The organism is Erwinia artemisiae, from assembly GCF_051400835.1.
GTDB classification, from domain to species: Bacteria; Pseudomonadota; Gammaproteobacteria; order Enterobacterales; family Enterobacteriaceae; genus Erwinia; species Erwinia aeris.
Window position 1 is genome coordinate 415316 of the sequence record NZ_JBLFFM010000004.1, and the last position, 13735, is coordinate 429050.

The following is a 13735-nucleotide window of genomic DNA, read 5'->3' on the forward strand; positions in this document are numbered from 1 at the left end:
ACAGGCAGCAGCTATGGTTAAAAGGCACATATCCCTGGCATGGAGAGGCGAATGAAAATTAACGAGCTGATTGCTGCAAGACTGGCGCTGACCGCAGAGCAACGAGAACAAACCCGCGCGGCCCTGGCGCAGGGTGAGCAGGCCGAGCCGGATCGGCGACGCGCGCAGCGCTATGCTTTTCAGCAGCGAACCCGGCAGAGCCTGATTATTGGCGAGCGCGATCTGCTGCCGGTTTCTTTTTTGCAGCAGGGCCTGAGTTCGGCGCGGGCGGTAGGGCTGATCCGCAAAGACGGCATTCCTGAGGGCAGCGGCTTTCTGACCCACGGCGGCCTGTTTATCACCAACCATCACGTGCTGCCTGAACCGCCTGCTTCAGGCACGGTGACGGTACAGTTCGGCTTCCGTCAGAGCGAGACCGGCGAAATTAGCGACGGGCGGCTTTACACGCTGGATGCAGAGCGTTTCTGGCTGACCAGCCCGACAGAGGCGTTCGACTGCACGCTGATTGCGCTGGGCGAAGCCCTTAGCGGCAGCGGGGAGACGCCGTTGCCGCTGGCGCTTAACGATCGCAACGATAAACATGCGCTGGGCATCAGCCTGAACCTTATCCACCATCCGGGCGGCGCGCCACAGCAGCTCACGCTGCGTAATAATGCGCTGCTGGCGCGGCACGAGCAGTTTCTGCATTACGAAGCCGACAGCGAGGGCGGATCGTCCGGCGCGCCCGTGTTCAACGACGGCTGGCAGCTGGTGGCGCTGCACCACGGTGCCGTTGAGGACGGCGAAAAATGGGTTAATGAAGGCATACGCCTCAGCGCCTTAACCGACTGGCTGAAAGGCGAGCTGCCGCAGCTGTCCGCCGATATGCAGGCACAGCTGATGCAGGCGTTAACTTCGGACGCCACGCCGCTGCGTCCCGTCGCCAGCGCCGCCGCGCCGGAGAGCAATTATGGTAATCGTGATGGTTATCAGGCCGATTTTCTTGCCGGTACGCATATTGATATGGCGGAGATTATCGCTCCGCGCGCGGCGGAAGTCGCCCCATTGCGCGACGGCAGCAAAGGCGCAGAGGCCAGGCTCGACTATCAGCACTTTTCTCTGCTGATGAGCGGTGAGCGGCGGCTGGCCTTTTTTACCGCCACCAACATTGATGGCGCGAGCTATATCAATATCGATCGCGACAGCGGACAGCCTTCGCTGCTGCCGGAGGGCGACCGCTGGTATGAAGACAGCCGCATCGACAGCCGTTTCGTCACCGGTCAGGCGTTTTACAGCGAGTTCAGCCGCTGGTTCGATCGGGGCCATCTGACCCGCCGCAGCGATCCCACCTGGGGCAGCGCGGCCGAAGCGGTTCGCGCCAATAAAGATACTTTTCACTTTACCAACTGCTCGCCGCAGCATTTCCGCTTTAATCAGAGTTTGCAGTACTGGCAGGGCGTTGAGCGCTACATCCTTGAGTCTGGCGTCCTGCAGTCAAAGCAGCGGATCAGCGTGCTGACCGGGCCGGTGCTTAACGAGCAAAGCAGGCAATATGCGGATTTAGCGGTGCCGCTGATGTTCTGGAAGGTCGTTTTGCGCATCGGGCCGCAGGGCAAGCCACAGGCTACGGCACTGCTGGTGAGCCAGGATAAATTGCTGGACGAACCGCGCCGCGTATTGCCGCAGGCGCAGCCGGAAGCGGTGCCCAATGTGGATGAATACCGGGTTGCCGTCAGCGCGCTGGAAACCCTGACCGGGCTTGATTTCAGCGCTTTCCGCGCCTGGGACAGCTGGCAGCCGGACGCCGCGCTGCTGGCGGAGCCGTTACCGGCGAAGCTGATTATGACGTGGCGGGATCTACTGTAGCTGATGGCGGCTTGCCGCAAGGCAAAAAGCCCGCTGTAAAAGCGGGCTTTTTTAAATCGAAACCTTATTTCGCCTCGTCTTCCTGAACGAGAATACGCGAGCGGCTAACAGCCAGAATCTCATCGGCCAGAGCAGAATCATCAGGGCAGGCACGTGACAGCACCAGCGCGCCGACAAGCTGTGCAAGGGTAGCAAGCAGGTCGGCACGGGTTTCGGCGCTTGCCTGCTCTTCATGCGCTAAACGGGCCAGATGGTTTTCAATACCCGCCGCAAATACAGCCTTAATTGATTCAGGCTGACGCGCCGTATCGGCCGCCAGCGCCGAAATCGCACACCCTTTTCCCATCGCATCCCGATGCTGCCGTGACAGATAGTGTTCAACAAATTGTTCCCGACCGGCGCCTGAAGCATTCTCGGCGGAGCGCGCAAAACCGCAGCCCAGCGCCTCTGCCATCAAATCAGCTTTGGAACCAAAGTGCTTGTAGAACCCACCGTGGGTTAAACCGGCGGCTGACATCAGCTCCGCAACGCCCACACCGTCGTAGCCCCGCTCGCGAAACAGCTCCGAAGCCGTTTCGACAATGCGCCTGCGGTTTTCACGAACCTGCTCTTTCGACACCTTCATCGGTTTACCCTTTCCACCTGTCATTTCCACGCTCAGTATACATTGATGACGATCGTAATCAAACTGATTGACTTTTTAGATTACGATCACCATCATTAATTTGCGTCATCGGACGTTTATTGGCAGGGGAAGCGCCAGCACCTGTTTCCCCCCTGTGGGCCTCGATGGCGCCGCTAACGCATAACCTTGCCAGCGCCCGATTCTGTCTGTATCGCCTGGCGCCGCTCTCATTTATTTTTTAACAGAGAAGAATAACTTATGACCCAATCGACAGTTCTTATTACCGGCGCTTCTACAGGGATTGGTGCTGTATACGCGGAACGGTTCGCCTCACGGGGCCACAACCTTGTGCTGGTCGCTCGCGACAAGACAAAACTGGATAGCCTTGCAGAACGTTTGCGTCATGAAAGGGGGATTTCCGTCGACGTTCTGCCTGCCGATCTCACCCAGGCAGAGGATTTAACGGCTGTCGAAGCTCGTCTGCGTGATGACGCGCGGATCGGTATTCTTATCAATAACGCGGGCGTCGGCCAGTCGGGTAACTTTATCGGCCAGCAGCCTGATGCGATCGAGCGGCTTATCGCGCTTAACATAACGGCGCTGACGCGACTGGCCAGGGCGGCAGCGGCACGCTTTGTTGAAGCTGGTGAAGGCGCAATCGTCAACATCGGCTCCGTTGTCGGCCTGGCCCCTGAATTTGGCATGTCGGTTTATGGCGCGACCAAAGCCTTTGTTCTCTTTTTATCGCAGGGGATGGATCACGAGCTCTCTTCCAAAGGCATTTACGTGCAGGCGGTGCTTCCTGCCGGAACCTATACGGAAATCTGGCAGCGGACAGGCATTGATACCCGCACTTTGCCCCAAATGATGGAAGTGGGCGAGCTGGTCGATGCCGCGCTGGTTGGCTTTGACCGTCGGGAACTTGTCACCATTCCGCCTTTACAGGATGCGGCGCGCTGGGACGCTCTTGATGCTGCCCGTCAGGCTCTGATGGCGGATATCAGACAGGCGGAAGCGGCGGAGCGATATAAAGCGCTTTAGCCAAAGCGAGGGAGCCAGCAGGACGAGGCAATATCCCTTGAGTTGTTTTGTCGGCGCAGGGTCTTTTTCTTTTCACGGAAAAGCCATGCGCCGGCGAAATTACCCGGCAAAGCCGAAATAGCCTCAGCTTGCCAGGAAAGAATATTTTCGCAACCGGCCGTTGCAGGTAAATAATAAATGAATAAAACGATGAAAGCCTTCACGTTTAAACGCTATGGCAAACATCCTGAGCTGGGGTTCGAAAAAGTCGATTATCCAGCGATCAACGCCAATGAAATTCTGGTAAAAATTTACGCGGTGGGGCTGAACCCCATAGATAATATGATCCCCACTGGAATATTTAAGCCGGTTCTGCATTTTAAACTTCCGGGAATATTGGGGAGCGACCTGTCTGGCGTAGTTATTGCGGTGGGCAAGCAGGTCACGCGCTTCAGGCCAGGCGATGAAATTTTTGCCAGCCTGTTCGACAGTGGAACAGGCTCTCTTGCCGAATTTGCAGCCGTGCCTGAAAGTGCAGCCGCCTTAAAACCCGCAAATCTCGATTTCGTGCAGGCGGCGTCGCTGCCGATGGTAAGCCTCACGGCCTGGCAGGCGCTGACGGAGCGGGGCAGACTGCGGCCGGGCCAGAAGATTTTCATTCCGGCAGGCTCGGGAGGCATTGGCACTTTTGCTATCCAGCTGGCTAAGCACCTGGGCGCCACGACGGCCACGACTACCAGCACGGCTAACGTCGGGTGGGTTAGTCAGCTTGGCGCCGATAAAGTGATAGATTATAAACAAGAAAAGTTTGAAAACGTTTTAAGCAGCTACGATATCGTTCTGGGCACCCTCAAAGGCGATACGATTGAAAAATCCGTGCAGATCCTTAAGCCTGGAGGACAGATTATTTCTCTCGTCGGGCCTTTAGATGCCGCCTTCGCACGGGACAGAGGGGTAAACTTTTTTCTGACTTTTGTGATGAAAATGATGAGCCGAAAAATCACGCACCTCACCAAAAAACGACGTCTGACCTATTCTTTTCTTTTTGTTCGCCCGGAGGGGGAGCAGCTGACCCAAATTGGCAAGCTAATAGAGGCTGAACAAATCAAACCAACGATCGACAAAGTATTTTCCTTTGCTGAAACAAAGAAGGCGCTGGCCTGGCTTGGCCAGGGACATGCAAAAGGGAAGGTGGTGGTTACGATGCAGGCGTATTCAGATACCGAGCCAGCGGCCGGCCGTTAAAGAATGAACAAGGGCAGCCGCCAGTCCATTCCCTTCGCGCAGAATACCTGACGGCACAAACGCAAAAAGCCCGCTTAAATTTCTTTAAGCAGGCTTCTCTAATCTGGCTCCTCTGACTGGACTCGAACCAGTGACATACGGATTAACAGTCCGCCGTTCTACCGACTGAACTACAGAGGAATTGTTGGAACGGGCGCATAATATCCAGAGGGCAGAGGGATGTCAAAGCCTGATTGCACCTTTTTAACCGGCTGCTGAATAAATCAGCATTTTGTTGAAATTTCCTCAGGTTAGAAGGTGTTCCTCATCGCTGTTCTTTGCGGAATGCTCCGCAGGTCTCTGACAAATGGCAACAAGCATAACAGCCGTTTACGTCAGAATAATTACGTTTATTTCATTTCGTGGTTGCCGCCTCTTATTTTGAAATATGCATTCCATGCACGCGCTTCGCTCACCGGCAAGGAACAAGAATGGAAAAGGTCAGAGTTGGACTGATTGGTAGCGGCTATATCGGACGCTGCCACGCAATTGCTTATGCACAGGTTTCCACCGTTTTTTCGTTAAAGGGGGGAAATGGTGGCGGAAGTGAACCTTGAGGTGGCGAAACCGCGGGCTGCATTGCTGGGGTTCAAACGGTCAACAGGCGACTGGCGTGAACGGGTTGCCGAGCCTGAGAGAGATGGGGTGGATATTTGCGCGCCCAACTGCCTGCACAAGGAGATGGCGCTGGAAGCGATTCGCCACGGTAAGCACGTCTTCTCAGAAAAACCGCTGGCGCTGATGTGGCTGATGCCGAAGAGATGACCCGGGCAGCAGAGGCGGCAGGAGTAAAAATGCTGGTGGGAGGGACAGGTAAAGCCACAATACCGGGTGAAATATGATCTTTACAGACGAGGGGCGGGTAAAGCCCCAATATCGAATGAGACAGGCTCTGTTCAGCAACAGATCATGACGCATTACTCAGTAGATAACCTTCAACTGTCATTTGTGAGGCGCTGTAAGCCTTGTGGTAGTCGTTGAAAGAGTGCAGCTTTCCATCGCTTATCACTAAAAAGCGTTTGCAGACCTTTTCAATAAGACTACGATCGTGCGAGACCAGAAGCACAGTGCCGTTAAACTCTGCTAACTGACGTTCAAGGGCCTCTTTACCTGAAATATCCAGATGGTTAGTGGGCTCATCCAGCAAAAGCAGATGACTGTTGATAAGGGATATACCTGCAAATAATAATCTTGCTCTTTCTCCCCCACTCAATGTTCTGACTTTACTCTGCAGACGTTCCCAGGGGAATCCGGCTTTAAGTAACGCCTGCTTCAGCTGCTCATTATTGGCATTCACGCGCGACGTACTGCAGAAACTGAATAATGCATTCATCATATCCAGCTCGCTATCCACGCCATTTTGCAGCTGATCGTAATAGGCCATCACCGTCGAGTCATGCAGCGTAATGGCCCGATCCCGTTCCAGATAACTCTTCCAGATAAGCTGCAGCAGAGTCGACTTACCCATGCCATTGGCACCGATTAAAGCAATTTTTTCTCCTGGCTGAATCAAGAGCTCATCTATTGCGTACAGGATTGTAGTCTGCCCTGGCGCTCTGACCATGACCTCATTGCAAAACAGGAGTCGTTTTGCCGGCAGCATTTGTCCGGGAAAGGAGAGATTCCAGGGATAAGGCTCTGGTAAAGTATTTTGCTCAAGCTTGAGTTTGTCGACACGTTTGAACATGGACTGCGCTTTTCTTGCCGAGCTTTTACTGTGCTGCTCTTTACCCCACACCGCCAGCTGACGCGCGCTGGCTTCAATGCGCTCAATTTCGTTTGCCTGATCCTGATATTGCTGCTGGCAGGCAAGATCGCTTTGTTCGTGCTGCACTAAAGCTTGCGTGCAGGGGAGTCGATATTGATGCACGCCGCCATTAGCGATAATCCAGGTACTGTTGGTGACAGTATCAAGCATGCGGGTATCATGGGAAACCAGAATTAAGCTTCCACGCCAGTCTGCTAAAAAGGTTTCAAGCCAGATTAACGTCGGCAAATCAAGATGGTTTGAAGGCTCATCAAGTAAAAGAACATTGGGAGCAGAGAGCTGCGCTCTACCCAGTAACAGGCGCGTCTGCTGGCCACCGCTAAGTTCTGAACACGGCGTGTCACGCTGGGTAAGCCCCATACCAATATTTTCAAGAATAACTTCAGCGCGCCAGCTTTCACTTATGCGCTCATCAGTTTCTAAAACATCAAGAAGAGCCTCTTCTGGCGTCAAAGATAATAAGTGCTCTGGAAAACGCTGTTCCACCAGATAATAACGTAACGATTTGGCGTGAGTAACCTGGCCTGAACTCGGCTCCAGCTTCTTAGTCAACAGCTGTAGCAGGGTAGACTTACCGGCACCGTTGAATCCAACTAAGCCCACCTTTTCAGCGGAGTTTAATGAAAGAGAGACATCGCTAAACAACAGATGGGTTGCATTATGGTAACTCAACTGATTAGTTGAGAGGAAAACTTGTTCTTTACGATTCACGAAGATCCCCTTTACGATAAAAAAGCACAATCACAATGCCCGCTAGCGCAAGAACCGACTGAGTCAGGTAAACCCCCTGCGAGGATAAGCCATTCCCTTCTTTTGCCATAAGAAGATACATGGCAAGAATAAGTATTCCCGACAGACCGTTAAAAGTAGCCTGAAGTCTCCCCTGATACTCAGGCTCACAGTGAAGTTGTGAAAGAGATATCGACAGGGCCCAGCTGGAAATCCCAAAACCAATAAGGAAATAAACCGGGAATACCAAAATAACAGCATCATTTACAGAGAGAATATATAAACCGCCAGCCATGACCAATAAAAGCAAGGCCAGCGTTTTCCTGATGCTGGTTTTTTTACAAAGCACAGGTGATAAAAAGCCGCCGGCCAAAACTCCCAGCGAATAGAGCGCTTCATAAAGGGCAAATACTCGTGTGCTCGCATGCAGCACTTCACGAGTATAAGGAACTAAAATAATAGGAATAGTCATCAAAAGAACCATTATTATCATCTGGCTCATATAAGGCATAAAAAGCGCAGGCTTACTTTTAAAGTATCTCAGCGAAGAGGTATAGCTATACCACCAGCCTTCACTTTGTTTATTTGCGCTTTCTGCCGTTGCTACCGTACGCATGGCAAGGTTGAAAAGGCCAGCGATAATAAAAAGTATACCACCGATAAGCAGCGTGCCTTTGATGCCTGCTACAGCCAGTATGAAGCCACTTAAACCCATTCCCATAATAGTGCCGAATTCGTAAACCATATCAATGGTCGCATTAGCGCTAACAAGCTCCTTTTCAGGCACGATACTTTGAATAAAAGGCACCGCGGAAGGCATGTAAAATGAGATAAACACCCCAAGCAGAGAGCACAAAATCATCAGATCTGGCTCAATATTCATTTCCCACATCAGGACCCATGCAACGATAACCATCCCCCTGACCAGATTTGAGATAATGATTTGTGCTTTACGATTGTAACGATCGGCAAGCAGGCCAAATAAAGGGGCGAAAAGGATACTGGGCATCCAGATGCAAAACATCATTATCGCCACGCCTTTAACAGAGTTGGTTTTGTTATAGGCCAGCCAGGAAAGCGCAATATAATTTAATCCGTTGCCAAAAGTGGCAAAAAGGCCGCTCACGGTGAAAAACAAAAAATTCTTGTTTTCAAACAGTGCCAGCCGTTCCTTTACTTCTGCTCTAAACATTCTCTTACCCCAATGACCGGAATCCATTACACAACCAGTTAATTCTGTCGCCGAAATAGCCACGTTTTTTCGCTGCTGACTGCACTCTTTGTATCAAGGCCGGCATTTGAGAGATGGCATCATCCAAAAAGGCGGTCATATTGTACAGATTTACTGTACTATGAATGAAGGTCACCGAGCATTCAATCGTTTTTGCCTGATGCCACCAGTGCGCAGGAAAGTAAAGAAAATCACCGGGATGAAGCACTACGCACTCAAAAGGAATACCCAACGCTTCGAGCTCGTATGTGCTGTAAAATTTACCCTCTTCAAGCGCATACTGCGGTGCCACTAACGTAAATTCTTTTACGCCCTGCAACTGTCCGACAATGCCGTTCACGCTGAGCATATCCTGATGCATGCTGGTGACTGTTTCAGGCGCAGACATCAAAATCCAGGGTGCAAGAACCAGCTCGCCTACTAACGATTTCTCAATATTATTTAATGTAATGGCTTTGGGCACGGTGAAACTGTCGTTAAGTGATTTTGCGTGGGAAAGATGTGGCTGCCATGACCAGTTACCCATGCCTTTAACGCCAGATTGAATACGCTTGATATAATCACTTACCGTAATTTCCACTCTGCCCGATTTATTTATTCCTTCCTCAATAAATATCTTATCGCTACCGTAATTTTTCTCAATAAAAGAAAAATTGCCCTGCGTAAACAATGGCCAGTGAAAACAATACTCATGAATAAGAAAACATGTACCTGTCAAATCATTAATGCGGCAGTTTTCCAAAAATGCTTGCTCATTTTTAAATAATTGCACTGGCTGCATCCTCTTTCTGAAATTGAGATAAGACCAAACACATTTCTTCTGCTATGCTATTGCCTTGTGCCGTAAGGAAATTCTTATGGTCAAACTGCGCCAGTGTCTCCTGCAATAACAGCGATGCTTTGTTAATATTGACGGCGGCAGACTGCTTATGTGCTCCTGGGAAGGTAAGGTTTCGCATATAAAAAATAATGCGAGTTAAAACAAATGCAGCATGAAAGACCCCGTTGGCAGGACGGGGTTGATCACGAAAAGGACTTTTCAGGTAAGTTCCTGTCGATACAAGGGGATCGAGCAGTTGCTTAATATAGAGTTCAATATGAGACATCTCGTGAATAATATTTTCGACATAATCAGATAGCGTCCAGTCTTCTTTAGGCGAGATAACAATAAGACCTAAAAAAAGCACGGAACTGGTTGCTACAAGTGAGTCGCAACTGACAACAACAACACGACCAATAAGATTCCTCAAGGTATAATCCATCACGGCACTGTTGGTAGAGAGCAATTCAATCGCTGCCAGAATATTTTCTCTGTAACTGTTCATTGCAGAGTAATGTATTGCCGAGAATTTTTCATTTTGACGTTGCATTTCCGCAGCAACTGATTTCAGAACTGCCTGATAATCGTCACGATTGGCTGCCTGATAGCAAACAACCTTTTCGGGCCAGGGAGCGTAGGCGTGGTTTTCTGTAAGGAAATTAAGAATGGTTTGTTTTTTATTACAGGCAACAAATTGACGCCAGAGTGTACACTCTTGTTCAACAACTTCCCGGTTTAAATATATGGAAAAAATATCTCTTTTAGTTATTGTCATAGCTTATTTCCCCCATTGTAATCATGCTGACAGGATTATATATTTTTCTCACATTAATCAAGTCGGGTTTGCTAAAAGGATAAAAAAGGCTGGTAATATTGTTAGCCAATATTGCACTCAGCAGTAAATTAGTGGATGCGATAGATCCTGTTATAGGTTTTGTTACTGCGTGTGAACTCTTCTGCAAAAGGCTAAGGAATTCGGTTTTGGCCGCTTCAGTGGTTAACAGAGGGCCTGCTGTAATAGTATCGTATCCTGCAGATCCAAAGATAACCGGGACTTTGTGGCGCATAGCATATTCAACGATGTAGAGGGATGACTTAATGGCAGGCGTATCGATAGCGGATACCAGTAAATTAACATCATCAGGGAGACAATGCAGATCTTCTGAGCAGGTAATTTTACGCTCGTATAAAGAAACGTTGACCTCAGCATTTATTCTGAGCAATTTATCTTTTAAGCACTGCACCTTGCTTTTGCCAATATCGGCAGAATCATAAGCAAACTGGCGGTTCAGATTACTTATCTGAACTTTATCATAGTCGATCAGCGTGAATTTTTTGATCCCCGATGAGGCCAGACACAGCCCTACATTTGATCCTGTTCCACCGCATCCAATCAGGGCTATATGGATATCATTCTTGAAGCTAAACGGTGAGTGTAACGTTCCTAAATGAAAATTAAGGAAATCATAGGTTTTCTCTAAAACGGTGCCACTATATTTATTTTCCGACAGTACCAGCAAATTCAAGCTGCACATTGTTTTATAAAGTGCATAGCAGCAATCATCTTTAAGCCACGACTGTAATTCTGTCTCGTCCAGGCCTGTTTCAAGCCTGGTTAAAAAATATTCCACCTCAGGCCCAATAATGTCGGTCATCTGGTAATTTTTTTTACCCAAAAATATGATTTTATCATCGGATCTTATGATCGAGGCATTCAGTTTAATTTTCACTCACGGTTTCCTTTATGAGAACCTTACGTCCCGGAGCATATAAGGTGTTTTCCAGAATTGAACTGTGACAAAAAAAACCAGTGGGAAAGATAAATAACGGAAGGCTAAGACACTGCTCCCGCAAATAAAAATCAATAGCTTTGAATATTTCTGGTTGTTGAGATGATAGCGCTTCAGTAAAAAGCAAGGAATACAGCTTTTTTATTTTCTCAAATTTTACATGACTCGTAGATACATGACTCAAATCAGATCGAATGATTTGTACAGGATTTCGCTGAGGAATTTTACGAATTTCAAAGCGTAAATGGGATTCGGAACGCCAGTAGCCATATTTGTCCTGATGTTTGCGGACCTCAATATTAAAGCAAGAGAGTTGTTCAGCAATATCTTCAAGAATTTCATCATTTGGATAGAAATCTTCGTAAGATATGTCGATAACAAAGCTGTTTTTTGAGTAGGTGATAGTATCCCTGAGCGGATGATAAGAACCATCAAAATACACAGACATCCATGACGTAACCGGCTTTAATATATTGTCGTAACGTGCTGCAATTGAGCTGCGATTAATTTTACAAGTTAAAATTTCTTTGACGTAGTCTGGCAGTTTATCAAATTTTCTTCCGGGAGAAAGTATCATCATTAAGTTCCCTTCAGCAGCCACAAAATTTTGCTTAGCCGTGAAGGTACGGTAATTTTTCAGGTTAACGGCAGTGTTGCAACTGACATGCACTTTACCGTCAAAAAAGGCCTCGCCGTTCGGATCTTTTTCAACCAGAAGATAATTGATTTTTTCCACATTAGGCAGGTGCTTATCAAGTGTAAAATATTTATTAGCAACCAGCTGATAAACGTTATCCTGTTTTTTCAAAAGAATATAAGGTCCGGCAGAAACGTCATCACTATGCTCGTGTTTGGGAGAGAAATTCAATAAAGATAAATACTGAATAATAAAGGGGTCATACCATGAGGTTTGAATAGTGAAGCTGTGGTCATTATGGATTTCTGTTTCTGAACCCAGTTTCGCTACAGATGCAAGGATCTTATTATAACGATTATTCTCATCATAACAGATATGTCTGATCGCCCGCACATAATCCGCAGCTTTCACGTTATCGCCATTACTCCAGAATAAATCTTTTCTGATAGTTATTCTGAGGGAGTCAGCCGTCTGTTGGAAGGATTCGGCACCTAAGAGCTCGACTTCGCCCTTTTCCAAAGAGAATAACGGGAGCGCAAGCTTGCTGTAAATTTGCTCTCCGCTGTAATCACAGATCGACCAGATATCTTCTTTATAAGGGAAAACATCAACAGCGATATTTAAATTATTCATGATATTCAGGCCGTTTACCTAAGCGGTTGTCTTAATCATCTCTTCATACATTTTTTGTTTTCTAAGCAAGATCTCTATTTTTTCTTTAGTGTAAGAGACCTCCTCTATAATAGAATTCCTGACTTCATCCGATATTTTTAATTTATTTTCTGTAAGCACTTCGAGGTAATCATTGAAAGCAATGTCACTCTCATTTGAATCTCGGGAGATATAGGAGTGATAATTTTTATAAAATCTTATGGCATGCTGTCTGGAGGTAAAACCACCTGTCACCATGATATTATCCGTGTCATTACGGATTTCATGTACCCATCCAGTCGGCACGTAGAGAATAGTCCCGGGAGTAAGAGTGAATTCAACAATCTCAACGTTCAATTCATCCAGATGTGCTACGACTTCCTCATTAAATAATGAAGTCCCCATTTCAATATGGTGACGATGAAGTGGAGATATAGCGCGGAATGTTTTTTGACCTTCAATCATCATTAACCATGCGCTGGTTGAAAAACAGTCAATGTGAAGATCGCAATTTATTCCTTTTTTTCCAAAAAACACCCATCGTCTGCGGAATTGCATTCTTTTTGGCAAACGATCGATGAAATCATCCGGGTGGAATTTTGGAAAAAAGATATCTTCGTCCAGCCCAGGCAAGCTTTTTTGATAACTCCAGCCTGTCATATAGGGGCATTGCTCGCCATTTTTCATCAGATCAATGTATTCTGATATTGAAATCTTTCTGGTGATGTTTGCCGGATCCTCTAAGTTATCACTTACCTGACATAATATCTCGCTACAGCGCGCTTTAAAAAATTCAAAACTCCATTTTTTATAGGCAGGCATGTCGCTGTTCAAATTTGCATACTGCACGGGCTGGGTCTTATTGAAAAATGTTTCTTCAAACTGGTGGTTTTCAACACTTGCGACATCTTCAACATGTGGCCGGAATACGCTCATAGAGAATTCTCACGATAAGTTATAAATTTAAGTTCTGGGGTTGCCCCCAGAACCCGACGATCTTATTAGCAGCGGTGAGTTGCTAATAACAGTTCGTTATCCAGTTCAATCTCAGCCAGCTGTACATTTTCAATTTTTAATTCAACATCAAAATCTTGAGTCTCAGTTGGAGATACATAAGAACGAAACTCTTTGCTTTCGAAATCATTCATGGTTATTGCTCCTGTAATTTGACTTGGATTGTTGTTAAACAAAAATGTAAACGCAGTGATCTTTAATTAATGTAAGGAAAATTAAGTAAATGTCACCGGAGATTTAAAAGTAATTTAATTTGATAATTTTATGTTAATACATTTTTATGTAAGTGTGAGTGCTATCACAATAAATCATTGATTATTG

12 protein-coding genes, 1 tRNA gene and 1 pseudogene are annotated in these 13735 nt (G+C 47.5%); 4 read left to right on the forward strand and 10 right to left on the reverse strand.

Features of this window, described 5'->3' with window-relative positions:
• Positions 1-51 precede the first annotated feature (51 nt).
• The gene (locus tag ACMGEE_RS12355) at positions 52-1845 is read left to right on the forward strand and encodes a DNA/RNA non-specific endonuclease (RefSeq protein WP_301251030.1); all 1794 of its coding nucleotides are present in this window, start codon (positions 52-54) and stop codon (positions 1843-1845) included.
• A gap of 64 nt (positions 1846-1909) precedes the next feature.
• Here the strand turns inward: ACMGEE_RS12355 and ACMGEE_RS12360 are convergent, their stop codons facing one another.
• Positions 1910-2470: a TetR/AcrR family transcriptional regulator gene (locus ACMGEE_RS12360; RefSeq protein WP_369895673.1), complete on the reverse strand. Its 561-nt coding sequence runs from the start codon at positions 2468-2470 to the stop codon at positions 1910-1912.
• A gap of 258 nt (positions 2471-2728) precedes the next feature.
• Between ACMGEE_RS12360 and ACMGEE_RS12365 the strand changes: the two genes are divergently transcribed.
• Positions 2729-3511, forward strand: coding sequence for an SDR family NAD(P)-dependent oxidoreductase (locus ACMGEE_RS12365; RefSeq protein WP_369895674.1), 783 nt, complete (start codon positions 2729-2731; stop codon positions 3509-3511).
• Between the two features lie 189 nt (positions 3512-3700).
• Positions 3701-4735, forward strand: coding sequence for an NADP-dependent oxidoreductase (locus ACMGEE_RS12370; protein ID WP_436830160.1), 1035 nt, complete (start codon positions 3701-3703; stop codon positions 4733-4735).
• A gap of 104 nt (positions 4736-4839) precedes the next feature.
• Here the strand turns inward: ACMGEE_RS12370 and ACMGEE_RS12375 are convergent.
• Positions 4840-4915, reverse strand: a tRNA-Asn gene (locus ACMGEE_RS12375).
• A gap of 290 nt (positions 4916-5205) precedes the next feature.
• On the opposite strand from ACMGEE_RS12375, the pseudogene ACMGEE_RS12380 reads away from it, so the two are divergent.
• Positions 5206-5580 (forward strand): annotated as a pseudogene (locus tag ACMGEE_RS12380) (Gfo/Idh/MocA family protein); the annotation flags it as partial.
• Positions 5581-5681: 101 nt separating this feature from the next.
• Here the strand turns inward: ACMGEE_RS12380 and ACMGEE_RS12385 are convergent.
• The 8 genes from ACMGEE_RS12385 to ACMGEE_RS12420 all read right to left on the reverse strand — a co-directional run bounded on the left by ACMGEE_RS12385 (position 5682) and on the right by ACMGEE_RS12420 (position 13548).
• Positions 5682-7253 (reverse strand): ABC-F family ATP-binding cassette domain-containing protein, encoded by a 1572-nt coding sequence (locus ACMGEE_RS12385; protein WP_436830120.1) that lies wholly within the window; start codon positions 7251-7253, stop codon positions 5682-5684.
• Positions 7243-8490: an MFS transporter gene (locus ACMGEE_RS12390; RefSeq protein ID WP_253460311.1), complete on the reverse strand. Its 1248-nt coding sequence runs from the start codon at positions 8488-8490 to the stop codon at positions 7243-7245. The genes ACMGEE_RS12385 and ACMGEE_RS12390 overlap by 11 nt, the downstream gene beginning before the upstream one ends.
• Positions 8468-9274, reverse strand: coding sequence for a JmjC domain-containing protein (locus ACMGEE_RS12395; RefSeq protein ID WP_253460314.1), 807 nt, complete (start codon positions 9272-9274; stop codon positions 8468-8470). Before ACMGEE_RS12395 ends, ACMGEE_RS12390 begins: the two co-directional genes overlap by 23 nt.
• On the reverse strand, positions 9261-10097 hold the full coding sequence (locus ACMGEE_RS12400; protein ID WP_436830121.1) for an aKG-HExxH-type peptide beta-hydroxylase: 837 nt from the start codon (positions 10095-10097) through the stop codon (positions 9261-9263). Before ACMGEE_RS12400 ends, ACMGEE_RS12395 begins: the two co-directional genes overlap by 14 nt.
• Positions 10084-11052, reverse strand: coding sequence for a ThiF family adenylyltransferase (locus ACMGEE_RS12405; protein ID WP_253460320.1), 969 nt, complete (start codon positions 11050-11052; stop codon positions 10084-10086). The genes ACMGEE_RS12400 and ACMGEE_RS12405 overlap by 14 nt, the downstream gene beginning before the upstream one ends.
• On the reverse strand, positions 11042-12382 hold the full coding sequence (locus ACMGEE_RS12410) for an ABC transporter substrate-binding protein (RefSeq protein WP_253460323.1): 1341 nt from the start codon (positions 12380-12382) through the stop codon (positions 11042-11044). The genes ACMGEE_RS12405 and ACMGEE_RS12410 overlap by 11 nt, the downstream gene beginning before the upstream one ends.
• A gap of 18 nt (positions 12383-12400) precedes the next feature.
• The gene (locus ACMGEE_RS12415) at positions 12401-13336 is read right to left on the reverse strand and encodes a cupin-like domain-containing protein (RefSeq protein WP_301251025.1); all 936 of its coding nucleotides are present in this window, start codon (positions 13334-13336) and stop codon (positions 12401-12403) included.
• A 65-nt stretch (positions 13337-13401) separates the two neighbouring features.
• Entirely contained in the window at positions 13402-13548 is a 147-nt protein-coding gene (locus ACMGEE_RS12420; protein ID WP_436830122.1) for a hypothetical protein, read from the reverse strand.
• Positions 13549-13735: the final 187 nt, after the last annotated feature.

Coding starts and splice junctions, on each gene's coding strand:
- ACMGEE_RS12355 (WP_301251030.1), top strand. CDS start 52: ATGAAAATTAACGAGCTGATTGCTGCAAGACTGGCGCTGACCGCAGAG.
- ACMGEE_RS12360 (WP_369895673.1), bottom strand. CDS start 2,470: ATGAAGGTGTCGAAAGAGCAGGTTCGTGAAAACCGCAGGCGCATTGTC.
- ACMGEE_RS12365 (WP_369895674.1), top strand. CDS start 2,729: ATGACCCAATCGACAGTTCTTATTACCGGCGCTTCTACAGGGATTGGT.
- ACMGEE_RS12370 (WP_436830160.1), top strand. CDS start 3,701: ATGAAAGCCTTCACGTTTAAACGCTATGGCAAACATCCTGAGCTGGGG.
- ACMGEE_RS12390 (WP_253460311.1), bottom strand. CDS start 8,490: ATGGATTCCGGTCATTGGGGTAAGAGAATGTTTAGAGCAGAAGTAAAG.
- ACMGEE_RS12400 (WP_436830121.1), bottom strand. CDS start 10,097: ATGACAATAACTAAAAGAGATATTTTTTCCATATATTTAAACCGGGAA.
- ACMGEE_RS12410 (WP_253460323.1), bottom strand. CDS start 12,382: ATGAATAATTTAAATATCGCTGTTGATGTTTTCCCTTATAAAGAAGAT.
- ACMGEE_RS12415 (WP_301251025.1), bottom strand. CDS start 13,336: ATGAGCGTATTCCGGCCACATGTTGAAGATGTCGCAAGTGTTGAAAAC.
- ACMGEE_RS12420 (WP_436830122.1), bottom strand. CDS start 13,548: ATGAATGATTTCGAAAGCAAAGAGTTTCGTTCTTATGTATCTCCAACT.